At 45.5% G+C, this 26,240-nt stretch carries 25 protein-coding genes; 19 read left to right on the top strand and 6 right to left on the bottom strand.

Going from position 1 to position 26,240, the window contains the following annotated elements:
• Positions 1-29: 29 nt before the first annotated feature.
• From NYE50_RS15680 to NYE50_RS15670, 3 genes are read left to right on the top strand one after another with little or no spacing between them, the layout of a single operon-like run.
• On the top strand, positions 30-1,892 hold the full coding sequence (locus tag NYE50_RS15680) for a DEAD/DEAH box helicase (protein ID WP_109567127.1): 1,863 nt from the start codon (positions 30-32) through the stop codon (positions 1,890-1,892).
• Between the two features lies 1 nt (position 1,893).
• Positions 1,894-2,205 carry a hypothetical protein gene (locus tag NYE50_RS15675; RefSeq protein WP_109567126.1) on the top strand — a complete coding sequence of 104 codons (312 nt, stop codon included), beginning with the start codon at positions 1,894-1,896 and terminating at the stop codon, positions 2,203-2,205.
• 53 nt (positions 2,206-2,258) lie between these two features.
• Positions 2,259-2,702 carry an SMI1/KNR4 family protein gene (locus tag NYE50_RS15670; protein ID WP_224988337.1) on the top strand — a complete coding sequence of 148 codons (444 nt, stop codon included), beginning with the start codon at positions 2,259-2,261 and terminating at the stop codon, positions 2,700-2,702.
• A gap of 137 nt (positions 2,703-2,839) precedes the next feature.
• Here the strand turns inward: NYE50_RS15670 and NYE50_RS15665 are convergent, their stop codons facing one another.
• Together NYE50_RS15665 and rpsD are read right to left on the bottom strand one after the other, a co-directional pair.
• Entirely contained in the window at positions 2,840-4,210 is a 1,371-nt protein-coding gene (locus tag NYE50_RS15665; RefSeq protein WP_159354472.1) for an aldehyde dehydrogenase, read from the bottom strand.
• Between the two features lie 255 nt (positions 4,211-4,465).
• On the bottom strand, positions 4,466-5,068 hold the full coding sequence (gene rpsD, locus NYE50_RS15660; protein WP_003152406.1) for a 30S ribosomal protein S4: 603 nt from the start codon (positions 5,066-5,068) through the stop codon (positions 4,466-4,468).
• 290 nt (positions 5,069-5,358) lie between these two features.
• On the opposite strand from rpsD, the gene NYE50_RS15655 reads away from it, so the two are divergent.
• Positions 5,359-7,107 (top strand): sensor domain-containing diguanylate cyclase, encoded by a 1,749-nt coding sequence (locus tag NYE50_RS15655; protein ID WP_159354471.1) that lies wholly within the window; start codon positions 5,359-5,361, stop codon positions 7,105-7,107.
• Between the two features lie 34 nt (positions 7,108-7,141).
• Here the strand turns inward: NYE50_RS15655 and NYE50_RS15650 are convergent, their stop codons facing one another.
• On the bottom strand, positions 7,142-7,624 hold the full coding sequence (locus tag NYE50_RS15650) for a GAF domain-containing protein (protein WP_007408037.1): 483 nt from the start codon (positions 7,622-7,624) through the stop codon (positions 7,142-7,144).
• Positions 7,625-7,749: 125 nt separating this feature from the next.
• On the opposite strand from NYE50_RS15650, the gene refZ reads away from it, so the two are divergent.
• On the top strand, positions 7,750-8,373 hold the full coding sequence (gene refZ, locus NYE50_RS15645) for a forespore capture DNA-binding protein RefZ (protein WP_007408038.1): 624 nt from the start codon (positions 7,750-7,752) through the stop codon (positions 8,371-8,373).
• Here refZ and hisJ read toward each other — a convergent pair.
• Positions 8,363-9,175 (bottom strand): histidinol-phosphatase HisJ, encoded by an 813-nt coding sequence (gene hisJ, locus NYE50_RS15640; protein ID WP_014418635.1) that lies wholly within the window; start codon positions 9,173-9,175, stop codon positions 8,363-8,365. The two genes, refZ and hisJ, sit on opposite strands and share 11 nt — an antisense overlap.
• Positions 9,176-9,370: 195 nt before the next feature.
• Between hisJ and ezrA the strand changes: the two genes are divergently transcribed.
• Positions 9,371-11,062, top strand: a complete 1,692-nt coding sequence (ezrA, locus tag NYE50_RS15635; RefSeq protein WP_022552829.1) for a septation ring formation regulator EzrA — start codon at positions 9,371-9,373, stop codon at positions 11,060-11,062.
• 113 nt (positions 11,063-11,175) lie between these two features.
• Here the strand turns inward: ezrA and brnQ are convergent, their stop codons facing one another.
• Positions 11,176-12,516, bottom strand: a complete 1,341-nt coding sequence (gene brnQ, locus NYE50_RS15630) for a branched-chain amino acid transport system II carrier protein (RefSeq protein WP_094296078.1) — start codon at positions 12,514-12,516, stop codon at positions 11,176-11,178.
• Positions 12,517-12,709: 193 nt separating this feature from the next.
• Between brnQ and NYE50_RS15625 the strand changes: the two genes are divergently transcribed.
• From NYE50_RS15625 to NYE50_RS15605, 5 genes are all read left to right on the top strand, one after another.
• Positions 12,710-13,855: a cysteine desulfurase family protein gene (locus tag NYE50_RS15625; protein WP_224988339.1), complete on the top strand. Its 1,146-nt coding sequence runs from the start codon at positions 12,710-12,712 to the stop codon at positions 13,853-13,855.
• A gap of 3 nt (positions 13,856-13,858) precedes the next feature.
• Positions 13,859-15,064: a tRNA uracil 4-sulfurtransferase ThiI gene (thiI, locus tag NYE50_RS15620; protein ID WP_224988341.1), complete on the top strand. Its 1,206-nt coding sequence runs from the start codon at positions 13,859-13,861 to the stop codon at positions 15,062-15,064.
• Positions 15,065-15,144: 80 nt separating this feature from the next.
• A complete protein-coding gene (locus NYE50_RS15615; RefSeq protein ID WP_007408043.1) occupies positions 15,145-15,366 on the top strand; it encodes an alpha/beta-type small acid-soluble spore protein in 222 nt (73 codons plus the stop codon).
• Positions 15,367-15,514: 148 nt separating this feature from the next.
• The gene (gene mbcS, locus NYE50_RS15610; RefSeq protein WP_014418632.1) at positions 15,515-17,101 is read left to right on the top strand and encodes an acyl-CoA synthetase MbcS; all 1,587 of its coding nucleotides are present in this window, start codon (positions 15,515-15,517) and stop codon (positions 17,099-17,101) included.
• Between the two features lie 23 nt (positions 17,102-17,124).
• Complete coding sequence (locus NYE50_RS15605) at positions 17,125-18,720, top strand: amidohydrolase (RefSeq protein ID WP_159354468.1); 1,596 nt, start codon at positions 17,125-17,127, stop codon at positions 18,718-18,720.
• 16 nt (positions 18,721-18,736) lie between these two features.
• Here the strand turns inward: NYE50_RS15605 and NYE50_RS15600 are convergent, their stop codons facing one another.
• A complete protein-coding gene (locus NYE50_RS15600; RefSeq protein ID WP_017418362.1) occupies positions 18,737-19,543 on the bottom strand; it encodes an NAD kinase in 807 nt (268 codons plus the stop codon).
• A gap of 181 nt (positions 19,544-19,724) precedes the next feature.
• On the opposite strand from NYE50_RS15600, the gene sppA reads away from it, so the two are divergent.
• The 8 genes from sppA (at position 19,725) to NYE50_RS15560 (ending at position 26,235) form a co-directional block, all read left to right on the top strand.
• The gene (gene sppA, locus NYE50_RS15595; RefSeq protein ID WP_003152419.1) at positions 19,725-20,732 is read left to right on the top strand and encodes a signal peptide peptidase SppA; all 1,008 of its coding nucleotides are present in this window, start codon (positions 19,725-19,727) and stop codon (positions 20,730-20,732) included.
• Between the two features lie 13 nt (positions 20,733-20,745).
• Complete coding sequence (locus tag NYE50_RS15590) at positions 20,746-21,237, top strand: RDD family protein (protein ID WP_007408048.1); 492 nt, start codon at positions 20,746-20,748, stop codon at positions 21,235-21,237.
• A gap of 77 nt (positions 21,238-21,314) precedes the next feature.
• Positions 21,315-22,004, top strand: a complete 690-nt coding sequence (locus NYE50_RS15585; RefSeq protein WP_015417997.1) for a DUF2953 domain-containing protein — start codon at positions 21,315-21,317, stop codon at positions 22,002-22,004.
• 12 nt (positions 22,005-22,016) lie between these two features.
• Positions 22,017-22,457 carry a GerW family sporulation protein gene (ytfJ, locus tag NYE50_RS15580; RefSeq protein ID WP_159354467.1) on the top strand — a complete coding sequence of 147 codons (441 nt, stop codon included), beginning with the start codon at positions 22,017-22,019 and terminating at the stop codon, positions 22,455-22,457.
• Between the two features lie 115 nt (positions 22,458-22,572).
• Positions 22,573-23,076: a thiol peroxidase gene (tpx, locus tag NYE50_RS15575; protein ID WP_007613091.1), complete on the top strand. Its 504-nt coding sequence runs from the start codon at positions 22,573-22,575 to the stop codon at positions 23,074-23,076.
• A gap of 61 nt (positions 23,077-23,137) precedes the next feature.
• Entirely contained in the window at positions 23,138-24,124 is a 987-nt protein-coding gene (locus NYE50_RS15570; RefSeq protein ID WP_159354466.1) for a class I SAM-dependent methyltransferase, read from the top strand.
• 310 nt (positions 24,125-24,434) lie between these two features.
• Positions 24,435-25,622 (top strand): acetate kinase, encoded by a 1,188-nt coding sequence (locus NYE50_RS15565; RefSeq protein WP_224988343.1) that lies wholly within the window; start codon positions 24,435-24,437, stop codon positions 25,620-25,622.
• Between the two features lie 100 nt (positions 25,623-25,722).
• Positions 25,723-26,235 (top strand): MogA/MoaB family molybdenum cofactor biosynthesis protein, encoded by a 513-nt coding sequence (locus NYE50_RS15560; protein WP_007408054.1) that lies wholly within the window; start codon positions 25,723-25,725, stop codon positions 26,233-26,235.
• Positions 26,236-26,240 lie beyond the last annotated feature (5 nt).

The raw sequence follows: 26,240 nt of genomic DNA, 5'->3' as shown, positions 1-26,240 counted from the left end.
AGGTTAAAAATACTACAGCGAGGGATACGATGAAAGATTATTTTAAACATACCAATGTTTTTATCGAAGGTAATACAAATTTAAGGCAACCACAAAGAGCATCACATATGTTATTAAAGAAAGCTTTTAATCAAAATCCTGAATCACATAAGATCATAGTTCTCCCAACTGGAACTGGGAAAACTGGGGTTATTGGATTATCACCCTTTGAAATAAGTGAAGGAAGAGTTCTAATAATAACTCCAAGTTTGATAATTCAAGAGGGCATCTCAGATGATTTTGATACTAGAACTGTATTCAATTTTTGGACAAGCAAACAAGTCATTTTTGACGATAATAAACTCCCAAATGTATATAGATATGCTGGATATGATAGTAGTAACGATAGGAGAAGAGCTCTTAAATATTTAGAGGAAGCTAATATAGTAATTGCAAATATACACAAAGTATATAACACAAATTCTAGAAAAACACTAGTAAATATATTGTCGAAAGATTTTTTTGATATGATTATCATTGACGAAGCACACCATTCAGCTGCGGACTCTTGGCTTAAAGCATTAGAATATTTTGACGCTAAAAAAGTCGTTAAATTAACTGCAACTCCAACAAGAGCCGATCACAAAGAGCTGGATGGACAAATAATTTATGAATTAGAATTATCAGATGCCATTAGGGATGGATATATTAAAAATATAGTTGCACATGATTATACAACTCAAAAATTAGAGTTTATAATTGATGGAAAAAAAGCGAGCAAAGAAGAAGCATTGGATGTAATGGATTCCAATTGGGTTAGTAGGGCTGTAGCTTACTCAAAGGATTGTAGCAAAACAATCGTTGAAATGAGTAAGAAGAAACTAATTGAAAAACGAAAACATGGTAATTCCTATCACCAAATAATTGCAGTAGCTTGTAGTATTGAACATGCTCAAGAGATAAAAGTGTTATATGATGAAGCTGGGCTATCATCTGATTATGTAGCAAGTACTCGATTAGAAGAATCTGAAAAGGCAATCATAAAGTTCAAAAAAGGTGAATTAGATGTCCTAGTCAATGTTAACATGCTAGGAGAAGGGTTTGATCATCCGAATATTAGTATAGCTGCTATTTTTAGACCTTTTAGAACCCCAGGTCCGTATGCTCAATTTATAGGAAGAGCTTTAAGAAAAATACAAGAAGATAATCCAATTGATACTATTGATAATGTGGCCCATGTTATTTATCATAAAGATTTAGATATTGAAGATTTATGGGATTACTATACAGGGGAAAAAAAGAAAGCTGAGAGAAAACAACGTATCGGAGTTGCCTATGAGGAATCTTTTGATAAGAACATCGATATTGGTGAAGTAAGTGTAGGGGGAGAAGTAATTCAAACCACTAAAGAATTTTTAGGTGATGGAGTTGGACGAAAATACTCTATAGAAATAGAAAAAAGTATTACATCTTTCAATGAAGAAATTGAAGATCAAGCTGAGAAAATGAGGAAAGCAAATGTTGCTGAAAGACATATAAAAGAGTTCATAGAGAAACGAAAACAAGAGTTAGATCAATTTGTAAACGATAAAAAAGAGAGGCGAAGAGCGGATCTTATTAGAGAAGAATTACATGCTGTTCATAAACAACGAATTATTGATTCTGTAGAGTCTTTATTAGAGGAAACAAAAACGGATCCTCAGGGAAAAGAATTACCTAACAATACAAGTAATCGATTTTTAATGAATGCAAAAGATAATATAGCATACTGTGTAATGTCAATTAATTTTAATTTAAAGCAACGTTTAAAACGTGGAATTGATGAGTGGGAGACATACGATTTTGAACAAGCAGAAAAATTATTACCTACTCTCCTTGAAAAAATTAAATCAAAAATTGAAGGGATTGATTAAAATGTCGGGTATATTCGATGATATTGCTAAAATACTTATTTATAAAGGTGAACCTATAGAGAATATTATAGAAGAGGCAATTATACAAGGTAAGGAATATAAAATTGAACATCAAAAAAATGGTACAAGGATAAATGTTAGTTTTAAAACTGCATATGATATAATCATTAATGATATTTTCATATACAATTGTGATAATGAATTAATAAAGCAACAAGTTTCAGTAAAGGGAAAATTAAGAACAGTTTTTGATAAATATGAAGAGGCACAATGTTTATTAAGTTCGTTAGAATATAACCAAATAATTGCTTGACACATGAAATTTGGCATTATAATGGCATACTATTTATTGTTACATAAGTAATTATGGTAATAGGCAATAAATCACCAGGCGTTCTCCTAAACTGGAGGGCGTTTTTTATTTGCAATGAATATTATAAAACCTTTTTAAAATTGCATAATGGAGCCAGAATATTTGAATCGTTGATTTACGGTGAGAATGTGGGTGGGGGTTTGCATATTCTTAATGTAGAAGAGATTGAAAAGTATATGCAAAATGGTTTTTTAAAGCCTCAGTTTATTCCCGTCGCACATCTGTTAGACGGATGTTATTTGTTAATTGACAAAACCAAAATATCCACAGATCCAAACTATTTATGGTTCCACGGATTTGTCGAGTATGAACCAATGCAACTTAATTTTGAGATATTTTTAGATAGGTATATTTTATCTCAGGGATCAAGTTTTTGGGAATGGAATATCTACACTGCTGAGAATTATTATAGGACTCACCAGGGTGATGAGGATTAACCTTTCCTACAGTTGGGTTGGTTCATTTTTACTATTAGACTTCGATTTGAACTTTTAAAAATAGGTTTAATTTGGAAGACAAACCGATTAATTGGTGTATAGACGATTTATAAAAAGCGCAGATACTCTGCGCTTTTTTATTTAAGTATTTTCCTAATCATTCGCAGCCCGTTTTTGGAAGAAGGATAACGGAAAGCGAAGTCGAAGCGGTTCGTTTGTTTGACGACGCTTTTTTTGTGCGTAAACGTGTTAAAGCTGTCAAATCCGTGATAGCTGCCGATGCCGCTTTCCCCGACGCCGCCGAATGGCAAATACGGCGTCGCAACATGCATTAACGTATCATTGATACAGCCTCCGCCAAACGACAGATTCTCTAAAACAGTTCGCTCAGTTTCTTTGTTTGTGGTGAAGAGATACAGGGCGAGCGGCTTTGGGCGCGATTGGACTTTCTCGATGACTTCATCGATATCGCCGTATGTAAACAGCGGAAGAATCGGCCCGAAAATCTCCTCCTGCATCACTGGAGAGTCATCCCTCACTTGTTCGAGAATGGTCGGCGCAATTTTATGATGAGCGGGATCAGATTGTCCGCCTGTGAGCGGGATGCCATCATTCAGAAAGCTGAGCAGCCGCTGATAGTGGCGTTCACTGACGATTTTGCCGTACTGCGGATTTTGTTCAGGCTGAGGGCCGTAAAATTCGCTGATCGCACGCTTCATTTCTTCTGTGAGCTTCGTTTTGATATCTTGGTGGACAAATAAATAATCCGGTGCGATGCAGGTTTGCCCTGCATTTGTAAATTTCCCGAAGACGATGCGTTTGGCGGCAAGCTGTATATCAGCATCCTTATGGACAATGCAGGGACTTTTGCCGCCGAGCTCCAAGGTAACGGGAATTAATTGTTTGGCGGCGGCCTCCATGACGATTTTTCCCACGGCAACGCTTCCGGTGAAGAAAATATAGTCAAAGGGCTGCTGTAATAACACAGTGCTGACGTCGGGTCCGCCCTCCGCCATAGCGACATAGTCACTCGGAAAAACGCTGCTGATGAGTTTGGAAAGAACAGCGGAAACCGCCGGCGTATATTCTGACGGTTTAAGAACGACTGTGTTTCCGGCTGCAATGGCTCCAATCAAGGGTGAAAGCGCCAGCTGCAAGGGATAGTTCCAAGGCGCAATCACCAAAACGGTTCCATACGGCTCAGGGATGATGATGCTCTTGGAGCCTAGGTGAGTCAGAGGCGTTTTGGCTCGTTTCGGTTTGATCCATTTCCCAAGCCGCTTCATCACAAAACTGATTTCCTCCAGTACAATTCCGATTTCTGTTGTGTACGACTCCTGTTCGGATTTGTGGAGATCCTGATAGAGAGCGGCTGTTATATCGGCTTCTTGTGTTTTGATGGCTTGTTTCAGCTTTTGCAGCATGTTCAGTCTCGATTCTAGCTGTCTCGTATGCCCCGCCGCAAAATAGGCTTTGTGCTTGCTGACGATAGAGGGGATGCTGTTCATTCCGTCTCTCCTTTTTGTAAGGTATGATGATTCATTATGTAAAAAATCGCTTCTGCTTGTCAAATTGGGATTTTTCTAATGTACATGTAGCTGAAAAGCCAGTAGGCACATAAAAAAAGCCCCGGACAGGGGCTTTTTTAATAAAGAGAGGGAGCATCTGCCCATTATTCTGACAGCCCAAAAGAAAAACCCCGGAAACATTGTCATTACAACATGTCCGGGGTTTAATCCAATGCTCTTTAAAGAGCGTTTTACTTAACGGGAGTAGAACTCAACGATAAGCGCTTCGTTAATTTCCGGAGCAAGCTCAGAGCGCTCTGGAAGACGAGTGAATGTACCTTCAAGCTTTTCAGCGTCGAAAGTAAGGTACTCAGGAACGAAGTTGTTTACTTCTACAGATTCTTTGATGATAGAAAGGTTTCTTGATTTTTCGCGAACACCGATTGTTTGACCAGGTTTTACTTGGTAAGACGGAATGTCAACGCGGCTTCCGTCAACAAGGATGTGACCGTGGTTAACTAATTGGCGAGCTTGACGGCGAGTGCGCGCAAGACCGAGCTTGTACACAACGTTATCAAGACGTGCATCTAAAAGAATCATGAAGTTTTCGCCGTGTTTACCAGTCATTTTTGCAGCTTTGTCAAACAATGTGCGGAATTGACGTTCGTTTACACCGTACATGTGACGAAGTTTTTGCTTTTCTTGCAATTGCAAACCGTATTCTGATAGTTTTTTACGCTGTCCCGGACCGTGGGGACCTGGTGCGTAAGGGCGTTTTTCTAATTCTTTACCTGTACCGCTAAGAGAGATTCCTAAACGGCGAGACAGTTTCCAAGATGGACCTGTATAGCGAGCCATAATGTGACTCCTCCTTTGGTTTTATTTTGTGGAAAATAAAAACCGTCTGTTCGATCCGACCGTGCACATTTTGTTTTCATGTATCCTCGCTCCAGCAGCAGAGAGTTACACGATACACCTTACAGCTAAGGAACAAAATGCAAATACAGAAGCTGAACAAAAAGGCTGCAATATTTCACACAAAGAACATTATATGATTTTTCTCCGCCGCCGTCAACCATTTCTCCATGAAGAGTGCCGGTTTATGATATAATGTACAAAAATGAGTAGTACATGTTTAGGTGATAAAAATGAAAAAACAAACAATTGATGAAGTGACGGCCTTTCATCAGAAAATGCTTTCTTTTTTCTTAACGAAATCTGAATCCGTCTCATTATCCGACTCGCTGTTATGGCTGGCCTCAGCTCTAGAATCCTGCTTTACATCTCTTTCATTGACCCTTTCACCGGCAGAATCAACACGTTTCACCATAAAAACAGAAGATGAACCGCATTATGCTCCGCTGAAAGAGAGTGACGGCCGTTTTATGATCAGGAATCAGACCTCCGGCAGATCCTTTTATCTGTACTCGGAAGGCGGGCTGCCGATCCCGGAATCATTGCCTGAGATCGTTACTCAGTTTATTAATCAATCTGTGAGACAAAGCGGGCTGTTTGACAAAACGAAGCATCAGCGGAAAATTCACAGAATGACAGAAATGTTCCATTCGCTTTTGGACCAAAATGAGGTTTTGGAAAAACTGCAGGCAAGTTTGAGTACGGCTTTCCGGTCTTTCCGCTTTTCACTGTTTATCACGCAGGATCAGGATACGGACAGACAGCTTCCCGCAAAAGAATTACATATGGACGGAAAAGATGCCGATCCGTCTGCCCTGAAGGTTTATTTATCGGGGAGACTGCTCAGAAAAGGCAGGTCATCTGCTTATCTGCCGATCAAAGGCCAGCAGGGGACTTACGGGGTTCTGAAGACGGAGGGGCTGCAGGATGCCGTTCTTTCGTGCAGTACTCTCAGTGAAATGCTGCTGCTTGCGGGCGCAGCGGGAAAAGCATTTGAAAATGCGCAGCTCTATGAGCAATCGAAAAAAAGCATTGCGAATCTGGAGCTCATTAATGAAACATCGCGCCAGCTGAATCAGCGCCTCAGACTCACTGATACGATGCGGGAGCTCGCCGCCATTATGACCCAATCGTTTCATGCGGAAGAAGTGGCTTTTTTTCATATTGATCATTTTGAGACGCAAAATCTGCTTCCGGGACATACCGCTTTTTTTAAGACAGAACGTGCGAACCCCTATATCAGCATTGTGAAAGAAAAGCTGTTCGAGGGAGAAAAGGGCGTGTTTATCGGCAGCGGAAAGACTGTATTCGGCGAAAACGGTTTCGGCTCGCTGATGGCGGTGCCGATGATCGAAAATGACACCGTCTTCGGGTTTGCGATTTTATTGAAAAAGGATTTGTATGCTTTTACGTTTGAAATGTATAAGCTTTTTCAAGCGCTCATTCACCATGCGACATTGGCGGTCACGAACTCCATGCTGCGCGACAGGCTTGAGCATCTTGTTCAGACAGACCAGCTGACGGAGCTGTATTCAAGAACCTATCTGGATGAGAAAATTCAATACAGCATGAAAATTCATAAACGAGGTGTATTCATCCTCGTTGATATCGATAATTTCAAAAATATTAATGATACATACGGTCATCAAACGGGAGATTCGATCCTGATTCAGGTGGCCTCCGTTATGAAGAACCATATTCGTGAGCATGATGTCGCTGCGAGGTGGGGGGGCGAGGAGCTGGCTGTCTATCTGCCGAATATCAACGTGTCATCCGGAGAACGCATCGCTAAAAGGCTGGTTCGCGCCATCCGGGAAAATACCGAGCCGCGCGTGACGATTTCCTGCGGCGTTTCCTGCTGGTCAAAGACCGGCCCGATGCCGTTGAAATTGCTCGTTCAGCAAGCGGATGAGGCGCTTTATATCGCCAAACGGAACGGCAAAAATCGGCTGATCATCCATCAAAACAGCACGACGACATAAAAAAGGAGCCGGCCTGCCGGCCGGGCTCCTTTTTTTATCCTAATCGTTTTTCAAGCGTTTCAACAAACTTTGCTAAATAGGTTTCGTCCGTTTCATCAAAACGGTTTTTCACGGGGCTGTCAATGTCCAGCACACCGATCACTTCACCGTTTACGCGGATCGGGAGAACGATTTCTGACTGGGAAGCCGCGTCACAAGCGATATGTCCCGGGAACGCATTCACATCGGCAATCCGCTGCACGTCGCCATTAGAGTAGGCAGTGCCGCATACGCCTCTGCCGAACGGAATGCGCACACAGGCAGGAAGTCCTTGAAATGGTCCGAGCACGAGCTCGCCCTCTTTAGCGAAGTAAAACCCCGCCCAGTTGACTTCATGTAATGAATGGTATAAAAGCGCTGACGCATTCGCGTAATTTGCGATCGCATCCGTTTCATCTTCTGTCATGGCTTCGAGCTGTTTAAGCAGAAGCTGATAACTTTTTTCTTTATCTCCGGATTGTTTTTCGACATGAAACATGGAAAACCCTCACTTTTTCTATAATATCAAACAAAGTTCCGGCCGTTCTGCCGGCATTTGTCGAGAAGTTCTTACAGGAACGGCGCCTTTCTGCTTGAATTGTTACACATAAAGGGGTGAGCCGTATGAAAGTAAGCACCAAAGACAAAATTATTAACGCCGCTGTCCAGCTGTTTAACCAAAAAGGTTATTCCGGCACGTCCGTCCGTGAAATCGCAAAGTCAGCTGATGTAAATGTTGCGCACATCTCCTACTATTTTAAAGGGAAAGGCGGATTAATGGAACATTTAGTTTCCGAGTTTTACGAAGGCTATACTGAAGCGCTGGAAAAAGCCGCCGTCAGTATGAACGGTGAAGACGCGCAGGAACGCATCCTGCGGGTGATTTTCGATATTTTATCCTATCAGCACGATAACCGTCAATTAACGCGGTTTGTATATCGGGAAGTAACGATTGATTCCGTGCTTATCAGGGAAATTATGTCTACTTACTTAATGAAAGAAAAATATATTTTCCAGCTGGTGATTGAAGAAGGGCAGTCACGCCACAGACGGCTGACGCTGCCCGTGCCGCATTTTATTCTGCAATTGAAATCCCTCTTGATGATGCCGTATCTCCAGCCTCAATATATTACCGAGGTGCTCTATATGCAGCCTCATGAACCGTACTTTTATAAAAGGTATTTTGAAGAGGTGAAGATCTGGATCGAAAGCGTGTTCCGACGGCCTGATGCGGCGCTTATGAAGTAATGATGCTTTTGTACGTTTCATAGGAACTGCCGACATCTTCCGCTTGATGGGCGTCCGACCCGAATATGAGCGGGATTTTTTTTTGCTTCGCCGTCTCAGCCATCCAATCCTCCATGTATACTTCCCCGGCAAACTTCTTTCTGAGCCCGGATGTATTCACATCCAGCTCCATTCCGTGTTCTTTCACGGCGTCAAGACAGCGGGCCGCAAGCTCTCTTATTTGAGGTGACATGCTGTAAGGGAAAAGGCGCGCGAATTTTTTGACGAGCGTGATATGGCCGACCCGTTTTGGCTTAAAGGGGCCGAGCGGTGTTACAATGGAAGAATACACAGTTTCATAGTATTGTTCATATACGGCTTCAACGCTTCCGAAGCGGTCGGCAAGCTGCTGAAAGGCGTGCTCGTCAAAATCGAGGCATATATAAGACGGGCCGGTCTTCAAAAAATGAACGGATAAAATGCCGTCATCCAGTGAGGGGCCGTACGTGTTCAGAAACGCCGCGGTTTCCTCTTCATACCCTGTGATAAAATCGGTTTCTAGCCCAGTCAGAATGCTGATTTGTCCATCGTATTCCTTTTTCAGCTGTGACAGCCGCTCCAAATAAACCTCCATCTGTCTGAGATCCATCGCGCTGTCCTGAAACGGTACGGGATCTTGAAATGACGGAGGAAGGGGGGCGTGCTCTGTAAATGTGATCGAGTCAAAGCCTCTTTCCAGGGCCTTTTCGACATATTGTTTCAGCGCATCCTTCGAGCCGTGAGGGCAAAAAGGCGTGTGGATATGAGCGTCTCGTTTTTCCATTTGTGTCACTCCATTAAAAAATTGCAGAATCCTGCCGAAATTATGCAAAAAGTTTTTGATTTCTGGTCAAAAAATGTTGGTTACATGGTATCATAATAACAATGAAAACGACAGATTTTCTCAATACATATATTGAAATCTTTCTGAATACATAAAACACCCTGACAGATTAAGAGAACAACAAGGGGGCTCATTATGGAGTTAGTCATCGGATTATTGGTTATACTGCTCGCGCTCTTTGCGGCGGGCTACTTTTTCAGGAAAAAAATTTATACGGAAATTGACCGGCTGGAGTCATGGAAGATTGAAATTTTAAACCGTTCGATAGTGGAAGAAATGTCCAAGATCAAACATCTGAAAATGACCGGAGAGACGGAAGAGTTCTTTGAAAGATGGCGCGAGGAGTGGGATGAAATTGTCACAGCCCATCTGCCGAAAGTAGAAGAGCTCCTTTATGATGCCGAAGAGAACGCCGACAAATACCGCTTTAAAAAAGCGAATCAGGTGCTTGTCCACATCGACGACCTCCTCACTGCAGCCGAATCAAATATAGAAGGCATACTGCGTGAGATCAGCGACCTTGTGACGAGCGAGGAAAAAAGCCGCGGAGAGATTGAACAGGTGCGTGAGCGGTATTCAAAAGCGCGAAAAAACCTTCTGGCGTACAGCCATCTCTACGGAGAGCTTTATAACAGCCTGGAGACGGATCTCGACGAAATCTGGAGCGGCATAAAAGAGTTCGAAGAAGAGACGGAAAGCGGCAATTACATCAAAGCGAGAAAAGTGCTGCTTGAACAGGACCGCAGACTGGATCAGCTTCAGACATACATAGATGACGTTCCGAAACTGCTTGCGGACTGTAAACAGACTGTGCCGAACCAAATTGCCAAGCTGAAAGACGGCTACCGGGAAATGACGGAAAAAGGCTACAAATTGGAGCATATTCAAATCGAAAAAGAGCTGGATACACTCACAAATCAATTGAAACGGGCCGAAAACGCGCTTTTGGAAGAATTGGATGTCGACGAAGCGTCCGCCATTCTTCAGCTGATTGATGAAACCATTCAATCGATGTATGACCAGCTGGAAGGCGAAGTGGAAGCCGGACAGTCCGTATTAAGCAAAATGCCTGAGCTGATCATCGCGTATGAGAAGCTTGAGGAAGAAAAAGACCGCACAAAAACCGAAACGGAGCTCGTCAAGGAAAGCTATCAGCTGACGGCGGGTGAAATCGGCAGACAGCATGCCTTCGAAAAACAGCTGGAAACGATCGGCCGGCTCCTTGAGCAGGCGAGAGAAAAGCTTGACGGTGAGCATGTCGCTTACTCGCTGCTGATTGAAGAAGTCGAGGCCATCGAAAAGCAGATGGAAGAGGCTCAGAAAGAACATGCCGAATACCGTGAAAATCTGCAGGCGCTCAGAAAAGAAGAACTGCAGGCGCGGGAAACGCTGATGCATCTTCGGAAAACCATTTCTGACACGGCCCGAATGCTGCAAAAAAGCAACGTGCCGGGAATTCCTGAACAAGTCAAGGACAAGCTCGAGACGGCAAATCATCATATAGAAGAAACCGTCAGCCAATTGGAAGTGCTGCCGCTGAACATGGAGGAAGCCGCCAAACATCTGGCCGAAGCCGAAAAGGTGGTTGAGGAAGTCAGCGAAGAGGCGGAAGATCTTGTGATTCAGGTGAAGCTGATTGAGCGGATCATCCAGTACGGCAACCGCTTCCGAAGCCAGAATCATATTTTATCCGAACAGCTGAAAGAAGCGGAACGGCTGTTTTACGCTTACAGCTATAATGAAGCTTATGAGATGGCGGCAGATGCTGTTGAAAAAGCAGCTCCCGGCGCCGTGAAAAAAATTAAAGCTGATCAATCTGCTTCATAGACGCATAAGCAAAAACTGCACCCTGATGGAAATCAGAGGTGCAGTTTTTTAGTTTCTCACGGAATATAAAAAGCGCCTGCGGCTGATATACGTCAAGCCGCAAGCGCTGAATGTTACGATTTTGCTTTATTTAATTCGATGGGCGGGCTGGTAAAAAACGTGATAATGCAGCCGATGATCGCTCCGGCAATGCCCGGAAGCACCCAGCCGATTCCCATGCTGTAAAGCGGAAGATTTGCGTTTAAGAATGAATCTAATGATCCGAGCGGAATGCCGGCTGCCTTCAAGCCGTCCAGGATACTGAACAGCCCCGTTCCGATCAGGCAGGCGATATAGACTTCCCGTCTTTCCTTAAAGATTTTATCAATAAAGGAAAGGACGATAATGACAATCGCCAGCGGGTAAATGGCTGATAAAATAGGAACTGAAAATGCAATAATCTCAGCAAGTCCGAAATTTGAAATCGCCAGACTGAACAGCGTGACAATCGTAACCACCATTTTGTATGATAAAGCGGGAATCAATTTTGAAAAATATTCACCGCAAGATGTGACAAGCCCGATGCTTGTCGTTAAACACGCAACGGTGATGGCGGCGCCGAGAATGATGTTTCCCAGTGAACCGAACAGGTAATCAGATGAAGCTGATAAAATCTTTGCGCCTTCGCCGAGCGGCCCCACAGCGTCCGTGCTTGTCGCTCCCAAATAGGCCAAAGATAAATAAATGAATGTCAAACCTGCCGCTGCAATCAGACCCGCTTTAATACAAGCGGCGGCGAGCGCTTTACGCTGGGTGACGCCCCTGCTTTTAACAGCGTTGACGACAACGACGCCGAAGACGATTGAGGCGAGCGCGTCCATTGTTTTATAGCCTTCCAAAAATCCTTTGAACACCGGCGTTCCGGAATATGCCTGATGTACGGCGCCCAGCCCGCCCATCGGAGTGACAATGGCTTTTACGACGATGATTAGAATAATACCGAATTTAATAGGAGTCAAAATCTTTCCGACTCTGTCCACGATTTTGGAAGGATTAAGAGCTAAATAATACGTAATAGAAAAAAAGATCAACGTGAAAACAAATAAAGATAATCTTTCCGGAATGCCGCTTAAAAACGGAACTGCACCGATTTCATATGAAACGGTTCCGGTTCTCGGAATCGCGAAAAGCGGCCCGATTGATAAATAAAGCACAACGGTGAAAATAGTCCCGAATACCGGATGAGCTTTATCGGCAAGCCCTTTCGCGTCTTTGCCCGTTAATGCGATGGCGATAATACCCAAAAGCGGCAGACCTACGCCGGTCAGTAAGAAACCGCCCATCGCTTTCCAGACATTATGCCCCGCCGCTTGCCCGAGCTCCGGCGGATATATCATATTTCCTGCCCCGAAAAAAAGTGCGAAAAGCATGAAACCGATAATAACGGTATCTTTGACAGGTAGTGAGTGTTTCATAAAAATCCTCCTAAATACTATGTTGAAATATTCTGTCAATTAATTGTCAGATAATATAACAAAACGAACATTACTTATTATATGGCAATGTACAGATAAGTCAATACTCGATTTATTGCGAATTTATATTTACTTTTGTTATGGTAGCATAAATATCATACGATGTACCGTTTTCATTAAAGGAGTAAAAAAAATGATATATTTAGACAACAGCTCAACGACCGAGCCGTATGAAGAGGTATTGGATGTGTACAAACAGACGAGCAGCCGGTATTTCGGCAATCCTTCGTCTCTGCACCAGTTAGGAACTGAGACGGAACAGCTCCTTGAAGCGGCCGCTCAGCAAATAAAAAAAACCTTGCGTTTAAAAAATTATGATATTGTATTTACATCAGGCGCGACTGAAGCGAATAACGATGCGTTAAAGGGAGCAGCCTGGGCAAACATGAGTAAAGGAAGACATATTATTGCTTCGGCGATTGAGCATCCTTCTGTGACGGAGACGCTTGATCAGCTGACAGAGCTGTTCGGCTTTGAAGTCACATATCTTCCGGCCGATCAAAACGGCTTCGTTTCTTTGAAAGACGTCAAATCGGCTATCAGGCCGGATACGATAATCGTCAGCGTCATGCATGTCAATAACGAAGTCGGCTCCATTCAGCCCGTAAAGGAAATCGGCGGGTTTTTGAAGCAGCACCGGAATATTCTGTTTCATGTTGATCATGTGCAGGGCATTCATAAAGTTCCTCTGTCTATAGAAGAAGCGGGCATTGACCTTTGCACCGTTTCAGGGCATAAGTTTCACGGCCTAAAAGGGACCGGAGCGCTTATCGTCAAAAAAGGAACGCGGCTCATTCCGCTTATAACGGGAGGCTCGCAGCAAAAAGGCGTCCGTGCCGGAACGGAACACACGGCAGGCGCCGTTTCCCTTGCGAAAGCGATCAATCTTTCCGCGCGTGACATGAACGAGCGGCTTTCTTCCGTGGAGGCTGCCAAGAATGCGCTCATGGAAAGGCTGAGCGGGACGGACGGGGTCGTCATCAACACCCCCGCCGAAAACAGCGCGCCGCATATCATTAATTTTTCCGTGCCGGGCGTGAAGGCGGAAGTGCTGCTGCACATGCTTGATGAAAAAGGAATATATGTCTCCACAACCGCGGCATGTTCGGCAAGAGAGCACAAACCGAGCCGTGTGCTTCTGCAAATGAATAAAGGCGAACAGATTGCATCAAGCAGCATCAGAGTCAGCCTGAACTTCAGCCATACGGCTGACATCACGGAGCCGTTTATGGCCGCGCTGGCGCCGGCTGTTCAAAAACTAAAAAAAATGATGAGGTAGCATATGAATTACGATCATATTTTAATCCGTTTTGGTGAAATATCCACAAAAGGAAAAAACAGACGCAGTTTTATTGAAAGATTAAAACAGAATATCCGCCTGGTATTAAAGGATTATAAAAAAGTAAAATACTTTTCAAACCGGGACCGGATGTCAATTACACTTAATGGAGAAAACCCGGAGGAAATTTGTTCCTTATTAAAGAATATATTCGGCATTCAAAGCTTTAGTCTCGCAATTAAATGCGAAAGCAAGCTGGAAGACATTAAAAAAACGGCTTTAGCCGCGATAGAAGGCGAATATAAACCGGGGAATACGTTTAAGGTCGAGACCAAACGGGCTTACAAACAGTTTGAATTAGATACGAATGCGATGAACGCTGAAATCGGCGGCCATATTTTGAAAAACACGGATGGATTAACCGTCGATGTGAAACATCCCGATATTCCGCTTCGGATTGAAATCAGGGAGGAAGCGACATTCCTGACCATTCGTAACGAAAAAGGCGCCGGAGGCCTTCCTGTCGGTTCCGCGGGTAAAGCGATCCTGATGCTTTCCGGCGGTTTTGACAGTCCGGTCGCCGGTTTTTACGCGATGAAACGGGGATTATCAGTTGAAGCCGTACATTTCTTCAGTCCGCCGTATACGAGTGAACGGGCAAAGCAGAAAGTCATGGATCTCGCGGGATGCCTCGCGAAGTTCGGCGGCAGTATGACGCTTCATATCGTGCCGTTTACAAAGACGCAGGAACTCATCCAAAAACAAATCCCGGAGAACTATACGATGACGGCGACGCGGCGTCTTATGCTGCAAATCGCGGACAGAATCAGAGAAGAACGGAAAGCGCTCGCGATCATTACGGGAGAAAGCCTCGGGCAGGTAGCGAGCCAGACGCTTGAAAGCATGTATGCGATCAATGCCGTGACGGCAACGCCGGTTTTGCGCCCTTTAATCGGAATGGACAAAACAGAAATCATCGAGAAATCAAAAGAAATCGGCACGTATGAAACAAGCATTCAGCCGTTTGAGGACTGCTGCACCATCTTTACGCCGCCAAGTCCGAAAACACGCCCGAAAAAAGAAAAAATCGAGCACTTCGAAAGCTTCGTTGATTTTGAACCGCTGATTGCAGAGGCCGCTGCGGGCATCGAAACCATCACTGTTTACTCAGAGCAGGAAGCTCACGATAAGTTTGCCGGCCTGTTTTAAAACTGTATACAATTACCAAAGTTTTTTTGAATGAAGACATGTGTTTTATCACATTCTATACTCACAAGGAGGTGATACACATGTCACAACAATCAAACAGCGGAAACAGCAACCAGCTTTTAGTGCCAGGCGCTGCTCAAGCTATCGACCAAATGAAGTATGAAATCGCTTCTGAATTCGGTGTAAACCTTGGACCGGAAACAACTTCTCGCGCCAACGGTTCTGTCGGTGGAGAAATCACAAAACGTCTTGTCTCTTTTGCTCAGCAAAGCATGGGCGGAAGCAGCCAGCAGCAGTTTTAATCACAACTTCACATAATGGCTAAGAGAGCGGGGAATTCCCCGCTCTTTTTTCATGAGTATAGATAGAAGGCGGGAAGCAATTTATGCATATTTTTATTGTAATGGCCTATGTTTATGTATAATGGGGAAAGAAAGTGAGGAGTTGTTCGTGTTAAAACGAGAAGATTTAATCGCCCCAAAGAACTATAACCTTGTAAATGAAATCGAAAAGTTCAGCCGTTCCAAAGAGAAGAACGCGCTTATTTGGGAAGATCAAACAGGCGGCAAGAAAGTCTGGACGTATGAAAAATTGATGGAAGAAACGAATAAAATCGGAGCCCGCCTGAAAGGTCTCGGATTTGAAAAAGGCGATAAGCTGATTGTCATGGTTCCGAGAGTGCTTGAAGCGTATGCCGTTTATTTAGCGATCTTAAAAGCTGGGATGGTCGTCATTCCTTGCTCGGAAATGCTGCGCGCCAAAGACCTTGAATACCGGATCAAACACGCCGAAGTGAAAGGCGCTATCGTTTATCCTTCATTTATAAACGCGTTTGACGAGGTGAATACCGGGCAGCTGGTGACATTGTCAATCGGTGAAAATGATGCCGGCTGGAAAAACCTCCTAACGATTGAAGCGGACGGAGACAGTTTTCAAACAGCTGATACAACAAGAGAAGATATGGCGTTTTTGTCCTATACTTCAGGCACGACCGGCCAGCCTAAAGGCGTTGTACATACACACGGCTGGGCCTTTGCCCATTTAAAAACATCAGCCGGTGCATGGCTGGATATTTCTGAAGACGATACAGTGTGGGCCACCGCGGCGCCCGGCTGGCAGAAATGGGTGTGGAGCCCGCTGCTCGCAATTCTGGGAAGCGGCGCGACAGGAGTCATTTATCACGGCAGATTCAACGCCAAGACGTATTTAGAGCTGCTGGAGCGCCATCAAGTAAATGTCTTCTGCTGTACCCCGACGGAATACCGCCTGATGGCAAAAGTGGAGGAGTTGGACAAATATGATCTTTCTGCCCTTCACAGCGCAGTTTCTGCTGGTGAGCCATTAAACCGGGAAGTCATTGACGTATTCCGGAAGCATTTCGGCATTAAAGTGAGAGACGGATACGGCCAAACGGAGAGCACCCTGTTAGTCGGCGTCCTGAAGGACATGGATATTAAGCCGGGAAGCATGGGCAAACCGACCCCTGGAAATCAAGTGGAGATTATAAACGATAAAGGCGAAATATGCGAAACTGGCGAAACGGGCGATATCGCCGTGCATTTGAGCACACCGGCCTTATTCAAGGAATATTATAAAGATCCCGAAAGAACGAAAAAGCAGATTCGCGGAGATTACTTTCTTACAGGAGACCGCGCGAAAAAAGACGAGGACGGCTACTTTTGGTTTGAAAGCCGCAATGATGACATCATCGTCAGCTCCGGATATACAATCGGGCCTTTTGAAGTAGAGGATGCGCTCGTGAAGCATCCGGAAGTGAAAGAATGTGCCGTCGTGGCGAGCCCGGATGAAATCAGAGGTTCAATCGTAAAAGCTTATGTCGTTTTACAAGACGATGAAAAGCGCAGTGACGAACTTGTCAAAGAACTGCAAAACCACGTAAAAACGATTACGGCGCCTTACAAATATCCGAGAGAAATTGAGTTTGTCGAAAGCCTGCCGAAAACGGCGTCCGCAAAAATCAGACGTGTGGAGCTGAGACAGCGTGAAGAACGGCTGAAGGCTGATAAAAAAGCATAATACAGGATAAAGGGTGAGCGGGGATGAAAGCGATTTGGCACGGCGGCACCATCTATACAATGCTGGACAAGAATCATGTCACTGAAGCTGTTTATACCGAAGAAGGCGTCGTCAGGCAGACGGGCAGCTTCCGGGAGCTCCAAGGAACATACGGTTCGCCTGATACGGAGGAAATCGATTTATATGGGGCTGTCATGTTCCCGGGTTTTACGGACAGTCATATGCATTTAATCGGGCACGGGGAAAAACAGCTTCGCCTCGATTTGTCGCAGCTGACGTCAAAAGAAGCGATACTGCGGGCTGCAAAAGAAGCAGAGCGTGAATTGGAAGATGGCGAATGGCTGATCGGCGAAGGCTGGGATGAAAATCTGTTTGAACGGCCGGTTTACGTCACGAAGCATGACCTTGACCCGCTCTTTCCCGACCGCCCCGTCCTGCTGAAGCGGGTATGCCGTCACGCCGCGGCGATTAATTCGGCCGCATTGCGCGCGGCGGGAATTACAAACGAAACACCTGATCCAAACGGCGGGATTATCGTCCGGGACGGAACCGGTCCGACAGGCCTCCTGCTGGATAAAGCCCAAGAGCTTGTGACACAGGCCCTGCCGCCCGTCTCACTTCACTATGTCAAACGCGCGCTTCAAACGGCGATTACGGACTGCTGGTCAAAAGGCCTGACCGGCGGGCATTCAGAAGATCTGGCATACTACGGAGACGCGTCCATTCCCGTTGCCGCGTACGAGTCGTTAACCGGCAGCGGCCTTTATCCTTTTCGCGCCCATCTGCTCGTACATCACGAAGCCGTCGACAGCTGGAGCGCTCTGGATAAATCGATCGGACCTTATCTGGAATACGGAGCGATGAAAATTTTTGCTGACGGCGCGCTCGGCGGCAGAACCGCTCTATTGAAAAAGCCTTATCACGATGATCCGTCAGTCTCCGGCGTTCAGGTGCATGATGACGAAACCCTTGCCGCTCTTGTTTATAAAGCGAGAGAGAAAGGGATGGAGATTGCCGTGCACGCGATTGGCGACCTTGCATTTGAAAAGGTGCTGGATGTTATCGAAAGATACCCGGCAAAGCCCGGACAGCTAGACAGGCTCATTCATGCGCAAGTATTAGATGACGGATTGATTGAAAGAGCCGCCCGGCTGCCGATCGGACTTGATCTTCAGCCGCATTTTGTGGCCAGTGATTTTCCGTGGGTGATTGACCGGCTCGGAGAAGAGCGGATGAAAACGGCTTTCGCCTGGAAAACACTGCTGTCAAAAGGGCTGCTGTGCGCCGGAGGTTCAGATGCCCCGATTGAGCCGGCCGATCCGCTTCTGGGCATTCAATCGGCTGTGCTCCGTACAAGCAAGCAGCACCCGGAAGGTCCGGCCTATTATGAAAAAGAGTGCCTGACCGTGTACGAAGCCATTCAGCTTTACACGGAGGGAAGCGCGGCCATCATCCATAAAGAACATAGCCGCGGACGGATCGCCCCCGGCTATGATGCCGACTTTACCGTACTCAGCGGTGATCCGTTCATGACGGACCCGAAAAAGCTTCATGAATTGGAAGCGGTCAAAACCGTCGTCGGCGGCCGTATCGTATATGAAAAAGAGGACAGGCAGTGATGCCTGTCCTCTTTTTTTATGATAAAAATGATCGTTTTACTTTTTCCCAGAAAGAGTTGTCTTTCAGTTTCACCGTTTTGATTTTTTTATCGGATAGTCTAATCTCAACCTTTTTGACATTCCGCGTGCTGAGCGCTTCATTGTCAAGCCCGATAATCGGATGCTCATTGCCGTCTTGCACCACCTGCAGTGTCAGCTTCCGGTCTGAGCTTAAAATAAACGGAGATCCGAGTGTACGGTATGTGTTGTTGTTCAACGACGCCAGTTCGGATACCTGCATGCAGGAAATCAAAGGATCAACAACGGCGCCTGAAACAGATTTATTGTAGGCGGTGCTGCCCGTCGGGGTGGAAATGATCATCCCGTCCCCTCTGAACGTCTCAAAATGAAGATCATCAATTAACACATCCATCACAAACGTTTTAATAATGCTTGAACGGATGGAAACCTCGTTTAAACAGTGAAAATGATTGCTGCCGTCCACCGTTACGTGAATGAGCGGGTATTTTCTGACCTCAAGCTGTTCCGCGGTCATGCTGGCCGCCATTTTTTCAGGCTCATCGCTGTGAAAATCACAGTACAAATGGGCTTTCCCTTTTTTAGCGATGCCGACATACAGGCAGTCATCACGGAATCCGGTTTTTCTGACGGCTTGCAGAAATGAGCCGTCGCTGCCGATGCTGGCGATAATTCCGGCATCCTCCGGTTGAGCCGCAACTGTAAAACCGTGCGATTCAGCAAGCTGCTTCAAAGAGCTGACTTGTTCTTTTGTTTCGTTGTTTTGTTTGTGAAAAAAATAAACATTGCGGCGAAGATCGGTCATATCCCCATTCCCCTTTGCTGTCATATTTACGTTTTTCTCCCAGCAGGTATTGTGTTAAAATACCTGTGGCAATAGTGTAACATGTTTCCTGTTTATCCGGTAAGGGAAAGCGCTTCATGAAAAAAATGAATCTTTTTTTACGGGGGAACGTACGAATATTGACAGAAAAGGAGGAGAACAAATGAATGCAAAAAGATGGATTGCGCTCGTCATCGCGCTCGGCATTTTCGGCGTATCAGTCATTGCAAGTGTGACCGTCGGGGTGCTGAAGAATATCGGAGATACAGGGTCTGACTTTGCATCACTGACAGATGACACAGAGGAAGTGACGCTGGATAAGGGCAGCCCCGGCAGTAAAATCGCCGTGCTTGAAGTGGACGGCACGATTGAGGATAACGGCGGGTCCGCTGGCCTGCTCAGCTCAGGCGGGTATGATCACAGATCATTTTTAAAACAGGTTGAGCGTGCGAAAGAAGACAAAAGCGTCAAAGGAATTGTGCTGAAAATCAATTCCCCTGGCGGAGGCGTGTACGAAAGCGCGGAAATACATAAAAAACTGGAAGAACTAAAGAAAGAAACGAAGAAACCGATTTATGTATCCATGGGCTCCATGGCGGCATCGGGAGGCTACTATATTTCAACGGCCGCCGATAAAATCTATGCTTCACCGGAAACGCTCACGGGTTCACTGGGCGTCATCATGGAAAGTGTCAATTATTCCAAGCTCGCCGATGAACTCGGCATCAAGTTTGAAACCATTAAAAGCGGCGCGCATAAAGACATCATGTCCCCGACCCGCGACATGACGAAGGAAGAAAGAAAGATCATGCAGACAATGGTAAACGATTCTTATGAAGGATTTGTCAATGTCATTTCAAAAGGCCGGCACATGTCAAAAGCGGATGTGAAAAAAATTGCCGACGGCCGTGTTTACGACGGCAGACAAGCGAAAAAAATCGGCCTCGTTGATGAGCTCGGTTTTTACGATGATACGATCAGCGCGATGAAAAAGGACCATAAAAATATGAAAAACGCTTCAGTCATCACATACGAGGAAGGATTCGGATTAGGCTCGCTCTTTTCCATGAGCGCAGCGAAAATGTTTAAAAGCGAAATTGATTTTCTGAATATGAAAGAACTCATTTCGCAATCCGGTTCGCCGCGGATGATGTATCTCTATGCAAAGTAGGGGGGAAGAAAGAATGGACGCGACTTACGAAGGCTTTCACGGCAAAGAAGAGGAAGCCGAACAACAGAGGGCGCCCGAGCAGGCATATGCGGGCTTTTGGATCAGGTTTTGGGCGTTTCTTCTTGATTGGCTGGTGGTCTGGGGACTTAACCATCTCATCGTTTCACCGATTTTCACGCTGATGAAGCTCCCGGCAACAAGCGGAATGTTTACAATCTCAGCTTATTCCGTCACAACCCTGATCGTCTACCTCGCCTATTTTGTGTTCATGACGAAATGGTTTCATCAGACACTCGGCAAGATGGTCTTCGGGTTAAAGGTCACTTCTTTGACGCCCGGAAAGCCGCTGACTTGGAGCACCGTCATTTTCAGAGAAGCGGTGGGGCGTTATATCGATAAAATCTGGATTCTCTATATCGTCATTGCGTTTACGCCCAAAAAGCAGGGCATTCATGATCTGATCGCCGACACAACGGTAATTCACGAAGCGCTGTACCGCAAATAAAAGCAGTAAACCCGGAATAAACGTCCGGGTTTATTTTTTTTGGTTTTGGGGATAATGCTGCTAAGGAAGTGAAGCTTATGGGATATGCCGCAGCAGCTGTTATTCTCATTCTCATTTTGGCCTGGCTGCTCATGAGGATGAAAATCCATCTGACTTTCGAATATCTTCACGATAAAGATAACGACAAACTGACGTTTAAACTCTCGGCCTTATACGGGCTGATCCGTATTAAAAAAACGCTGCCCGTCATTAAAGTAAACAGCGAAGACGCGTCAATTGATGTCAAACAGGACACAAAATCAGAAATGAAAGGTCAGAAAAAAGAGAAGAAAAAAATCACATATGAAGATGTCAAACAGAGCATTCACAGAATAGAAATGATTCTGCACCAAGTCTTTCAGATGCGCCAAATCGCCGCTTCATTTCTTGCGGGAGTCCGTGTTACGAAGTTCGAATGGGTGACGGTTATCGGAATAAAGGACGCCGCCGTTACGGGAATCGCCGCCGGCGGATTGTGGGCCGTAAAGGGAGGCCTGACGGCGATGCTGTATGATCATCTGCGTTTCATACATAAACCGGTGTGCGAAGTCATTCCGTCTTTTCAAGTGCCTGCATCCAAGACGCATTTGCAGTGTATATTCTTTTTTCGTTTTGGACATCTTATAGGTGCAGCTTTCAAATTGCTCAAATACGGGCGGAACGGACTTTCTATCATACGAAAGAAACAGCCGGTTCCGGTTGCTTCAAAGAATGATTCATCAGTTTAAGGAGGAGCGCATATGGCAGACCATCCCATTCAAGGTTTAATGAAAACCGCTATGGAAAATTTAAAAGAAATGATTGACGTGAATACAATCATCGGCGATCCTGTTGAAACGCCTGACGGCAGCGTAATCTTAACGGTTTCAAAGGTCGGCTTCGGATTTGCGGCGGGCGGAAGCGAGTTTGGAGGAAAGCCGGCTGAAAAAAGAACCGATGATGATGAAAGAAAAGAGCAGAAGCTCCCGTTCGGCGGCGGAAGCGGCGGCGGAGTATCCATTACGCCGATTGCGTTTCTGATTGTCGGAACAAACGGCGTGCGCATGCTTCATTTAGACGAAAACACCCACCTGATTGATAAACTGTTAGACTCCGCGCCTCAAACGATTGAACGCATCCAGCATATTTTTAAAAAGAATGAAAAAGGCCGGAACCAAAAAAGAACGGATATCGATTTATAACAGAAAAGTTAACTGCCGCCCGCAGTTAGCTTTTTTTACGATGCGGCATAACCTTTGCAGTTTGCATAAAACTCGACTATGATAGAGCTATACATAGATAAAGGGAGGAATCAGAATGGCTGAAATTACATTTAAAGGCGGAGCCGTGACGCTGATCGGACAAGAAGTGAAACCGGGTGACCAAGCTCCTGACTTCACGGTTCTGACAAACGGATTAGAAGAGAAGACATTAGCAGATATGAAAGGGAAAGTAACGATCATATCCGTTATTCCTTCCATTGACACAGGCGTATGTGACGCGCAGACACGCCGCTTCAACGAAGAAGCCGCAAAACTCGGTGATGTGAACGTTTATACAATCAGCGCCGACCTTCCGTTTGCACAAGCGCGCTGGTGCGGAGCGAACGGAATTGATAAAGTTGAAACATTATCGGATCATAAAGAGATGTCATTTGGTGAAGCATTCGGTGTTCACATCAAAGAACTTCGTCTTTTAGCGCGTTCCGTATTTGTCCTTGATCAGGACGGAAAAGTCGTTTACGCGGAATACGTAAGCGAAGCGACAAACCACCCGAATTATGAAAAGCCTATCGAAGCTGCAAAAGCGTTAATCAAGTAAAGAGAGAAAAAGAGCTCCGGGTGCTGCCGCGGAGCTCTTTTCATGGCAAGGAGGAAACAGCATGCAACACGACCATGTCGGTCAGATTTATGAACTTTTAGATGAAGCCGCCCAAGTGATAGCAGAAGGCCTTCAGATTTCTTATATTGAGGGGCTTGCGGAAGCGGGAGAAATGTATTTTCTTGAAAAGGCCGACCAGCTTCCGCTTCAGGAAAAGCAAACCGGCGAGCTTAACAGCCTGCTCGCGAAAGCAGACTTCAGAAAATGGGAGCATGAATGGATCCGCAAGGCGTTCCAGCTCGCCATTTTAAAAGGGCTCAAAGATAAGTCCCATCCGAACAGACAGATGACGCCTGATACGATCGGCCTTTTCATCAGTTACCTCGTGAATAAATTTACGGGCGGCCGAAAAGGCCTGACATTGCTGGACCCCGCCTGCGGCACCGGAAATCTTCTGCTGACCGCGGCAAACCAGCTTTCTGACAAAGCGGGAAAAAGTTTCGGCATTGAAATCGACGATGTCCTTCTGAAGATCGCATATGCGCAGGCGAATCTGCAGGAAAAAGAAATGGAGCTGTTCTGCCAGGACAGTCTTCAGCCGTTATTTATCGAACCGGCCGATGCAGTCATCTGCGATTTGCCGGTCGGCTACTATCCGAATGACGAAGGCGCTGAAGCGTTTGAGCTGAAAGCGGATGAAGGCCACTCATTTGCCCACCACTTATTTATTGAGCAGAGCGTCAAACATACAAAACCGGGCGGATACTTATTTTTTATGATTCCGAACCATCTGTTTGACAGCGCGCAAAGCGATAAACTGAAGCGGTTTTTTGCGGAAAAAGTGTATATCAACGCCCTTCTTCAGCTGCCGGCTACTATGTTTAAAGACGAAGCGCAGGCAAAGAGCATTTTAATCTTGCAGAAAAAAGGCGAAGATGCAAAGCCGCCGAAACAAGCGCTTTTGGCGACTCTTCCTTCCTTTGCGAACCAGCAGGCGATGCGGGAGATGATGGCAAAATTGGATCAATGGATTCAAAAAGAAAAATAATGGCGAAAAAGCAGTGTGAGATGCAAAATCCCGCGCTGCTTTTGCTTTTTAAAATGAATGGAAATCAGGACGATAACACAAATTAAGGAAAGAAAATAACATTCCGTAAGGCGGTACCGTCCATTTGGCACAAATAAAATTTATCAGAAAATATCGACTTCATATTGTAAGCGGTGCCAATGTGGATGTTGACTTGAAATGCTGAGTTGACAATGTTTAAATGGAAAAGTCAGATATTTTTTGGACTGCAATTATGGTCTGGGAAAAAAGAACGAACAAACGAAGAAGAATTTTGATAGGAGCGTCATTTATGTCTAAAATTATTGCAATTAACGCAGGAAGCTCATCTTTAAAATTTCAGTTATTCGAAATGCCTTCAGAAAAGGTGCTAACAAAAGGTTTAGTAGAACGGATCGGTATCGCCGACAGCGTTTTCACAATCTCTGTTAACGGCGAAAAAAATACAGAAGTGACAGATATTCCGGATCATGCGGTTGCGGTGAAGATGCTGCTTCACAAGCTGACTGAATTCGGTATTATAAAGGATTTAAATGAAATTGACGGAATCGGCCACCGTGTGGTTCACGGCGGAGAAAAATTCAGCGATTCTGTTTTGCTTACGGATGAAACAATCCGTGAGATTGAAGAGATTTCAGAACTTGCGCCGCTTCACAACCCGGCTAACATCGTCGGCATTAAAGCCTTTAAAGAAGTGCTTCCGAATGTGCCTGCGGTTGCAGTGTTTGATACGGCGTTCCACCAAACGATGCCTGAACAATCTTACCTGTACAGCCTACCGTACGAATACTACGAGAAATACGACATCCGCAAATACGGTTTCCACGGCACTTCTCATAAATACGTGACACAGCGCGCAGCTGAGCTTCTCGGCCGCCCGCTTGAAGATTTGCGTCTGATTTCCTGCCACCTCGGTAACGGCGCAAGTATCGCGGCCGTAGAAGGCGGAAAATCCATTGATACGTCAATGGGCTTCACACCGCTTGCGGGTGTTGCGATGGGAACACGTTCAGGAAACATCGACCCTGCATTGATTCCGTACATCATGGAAAAAACGGATCAGACGGCAGATGAAGTATTAAATACGTTAAATAAAAAGAGCGGACTGCTTGGCGTATCCGGTTTCTCCAGCGACCTTCGCGATATCGTGGAAGCTTCAAAAGAAGGAAACGAAAGAGCGGAAACGGCTCTTGAAGTGTTTGCAAGCAGAATCCATAAATACATCGGTTCTTACGCTGCGAGAATGAGCGGCGTTGACGCGATTATTTTCACTGCGGGTATCGGTGAAAACAGCGTTGAAGTCAGAGAACGCGTGCTTCGCGGCTTAGAATTCATGGGTGTATATTGGGATCCTGCGCTGAACAACGTGCGCGGCGAGGAAGCGTTTATCAGCTACCCTCACTCTCCTGTCAAAGTCATGATCATTCCGACTGACGAAGAGGTCATGATCGCACGCGACGTTGTCCGCCTTGCACAGTAATGATCGAAAAAAGCACATCCTTTTAGGGTGTGCTTTTTTATTGAATGCCTTAGAATCAAACGTTACGATATGTTTAATACATAAACGAGGAGGTGAAACAATGAGTGTTCATGAACATAAACAAGAAGCACCGTCAGCGGTGCGCTGCAAGGTGATTACAGTCAGCGACACGAGAACGAAAGAAACCGACAAAAGCGGGCGCGTCATGATGGACTTCCTCAGGGAAGCGGGATTTGAAACGGTCGCTTATGACATTGTTAAAGATGAAAAAGATGAATTGCAGAAAGCCGTTTTATCCGGCTGTATGGATGAATATACAGATGCGGTGCTGTTAAACGGAGGGACGGGCATTGCCGAAAGGGATGTCACAATTGAAGCGGTCACGCCGCTGTTTTCAAAAGAACTCCCGGGATTCGGCGAGCTGTTCCGCATGCTGAGCTATACGGAGGACATCGGTTCCGCCGCCATTTTGTCCAGAGCGGCAGCGGGTGTGATCCAAAATACCGCAGTCTTCTGCACGCCCGGCTCCTCAGGCGCCGTAAAGCTTGCGATGAGTAAACTGATTATTCCTGAACTGCCCCATGTGCTCCGGGAAATCCGAAAAGATTTATAAATGTA

Origin of the sequence: Bacillus sp. EU55, from assembly GCF_038005925.1 — a bacterium.
In the GTDB taxonomy this organism is placed as follows: Bacteria; Bacillota; Bacilli; order Bacillales; family Bacillaceae; genus Bacillus; species Bacillus velezensis.
Note: the sequence above shows the minus strand (reverse complement) of the source record. Positions and strands in the feature narration are given on the sequence as shown.

Excerpts from the sequence above, each read along its gene's own strand:
- NYE50_RS15680 (WP_109567127.1), top strand. The coding sequence starts at position 30 with ATGAAAGATTATTTTAAACATACCAATGTTTTTATCGAAGGTAATACA.
- NYE50_RS15675 (WP_109567126.1), top strand. The coding sequence starts at position 1,894 with ATGTCGGGTATATTCGATGATATTGCTAAAATACTTATTTATAAAGGT.
- NYE50_RS15670 (WP_224988337.1), top strand. The coding sequence starts at position 2,259 with ATGGTAATAGGCAATAAATCACCAGGCGTTCTCCTAAACTGGAGGGCG.
- NYE50_RS15665 (WP_159354472.1), bottom strand. The coding sequence starts at position 4,210 with ATGAACAGCATCCCCTCTATCGTCAGCAAGCACAAAGCCTATTTTGCG.
- rpsD (WP_003152406.1), bottom strand. The coding sequence starts at position 5,068 with ATGGCTCGCTATACAGGTCCATCTTGGAAACTGTCTCGCCGTTTAGGA.
- NYE50_RS15655 (WP_159354471.1), top strand. The coding sequence starts at position 5,359 with ATGAAAAAACAAACAATTGATGAAGTGACGGCCTTTCATCAGAAAATG.
- NYE50_RS15650 (WP_007408037.1), bottom strand. The coding sequence starts at position 7,624 with ATGTTTCATGTCGAAAAACAATCCGGAGATAAAGAAAAAAGTTATCAG.
- refZ (WP_007408038.1), top strand. The coding sequence starts at position 7,750 with ATGAAAGTAAGCACCAAAGACAAAATTATTAACGCCGCTGTCCAGCTG.
- hisJ (WP_014418635.1), bottom strand. The coding sequence starts at position 9,175 with ATGGAAAAACGAGACGCTCATATCCACACGCCTTTTTGCCCTCACGGC.
- ezrA (WP_022552829.1), top strand. The coding sequence starts at position 9,371 with ATGGAGTTAGTCATCGGATTATTGGTTATACTGCTCGCGCTCTTTGCG.
- brnQ (WP_094296078.1), bottom strand. The coding sequence starts at position 12,516 with ATGAAACACTCACTACCTGTCAAAGATACCGTTATTATCGGTTTCATG.
- NYE50_RS15625 (WP_224988339.1), top strand. The coding sequence starts at position 12,710 with ATGATATATTTAGACAACAGCTCAACGACCGAGCCGTATGAAGAGGTA.
- thiI (WP_224988341.1), top strand. The coding sequence starts at position 13,859 with ATGAATTACGATCATATTTTAATCCGTTTTGGTGAAATATCCACAAAA.
- NYE50_RS15615 (WP_007408043.1), top strand. The coding sequence starts at position 15,145 with ATGTCACAACAATCAAACAGCGGAAACAGCAACCAGCTTTTAGTGCCA.
- NYE50_RS15605 (WP_159354468.1), top strand. The coding sequence starts at position 17,125 with ATGAAAGCGATTTGGCACGGCGGCACCATCTATACAATGCTGGACAAG.
- NYE50_RS15600 (WP_017418362.1), bottom strand. The coding sequence starts at position 19,543 with ATGACCGATCTTCGCCGCAATGTTTATTTTTTTCACAAACAAAACAAC.
- sppA (WP_003152419.1), top strand. The coding sequence starts at position 19,725 with ATGAATGCAAAAAGATGGATTGCGCTCGTCATCGCGCTCGGCATTTTC.
- NYE50_RS15590 (WP_007408048.1), top strand. The coding sequence starts at position 20,746 with ATGGACGCGACTTACGAAGGCTTTCACGGCAAAGAAGAGGAAGCCGAA.
- NYE50_RS15585 (WP_015417997.1), top strand. The coding sequence starts at position 21,315 with ATGGGATATGCCGCAGCAGCTGTTATTCTCATTCTCATTTTGGCCTGG.
- ytfJ (WP_159354467.1), top strand. The coding sequence starts at position 22,017 with ATGGCAGACCATCCCATTCAAGGTTTAATGAAAACCGCTATGGAAAAT.
- tpx (WP_007613091.1), top strand. The coding sequence starts at position 22,573 with ATGGCTGAAATTACATTTAAAGGCGGAGCCGTGACGCTGATCGGACAA.
- NYE50_RS15570 (WP_159354466.1), top strand. The coding sequence starts at position 23,138 with ATGCAACACGACCATGTCGGTCAGATTTATGAACTTTTAGATGAAGCC.
- NYE50_RS15565 (WP_224988343.1), top strand. The coding sequence starts at position 24,435 with ATGTCTAAAATTATTGCAATTAACGCAGGAAGCTCATCTTTAAAATTT.
- NYE50_RS15560 (WP_007408054.1), top strand. The coding sequence starts at position 25,723 with ATGAGTGTTCATGAACATAAACAAGAAGCACCGTCAGCGGTGCGCTGC.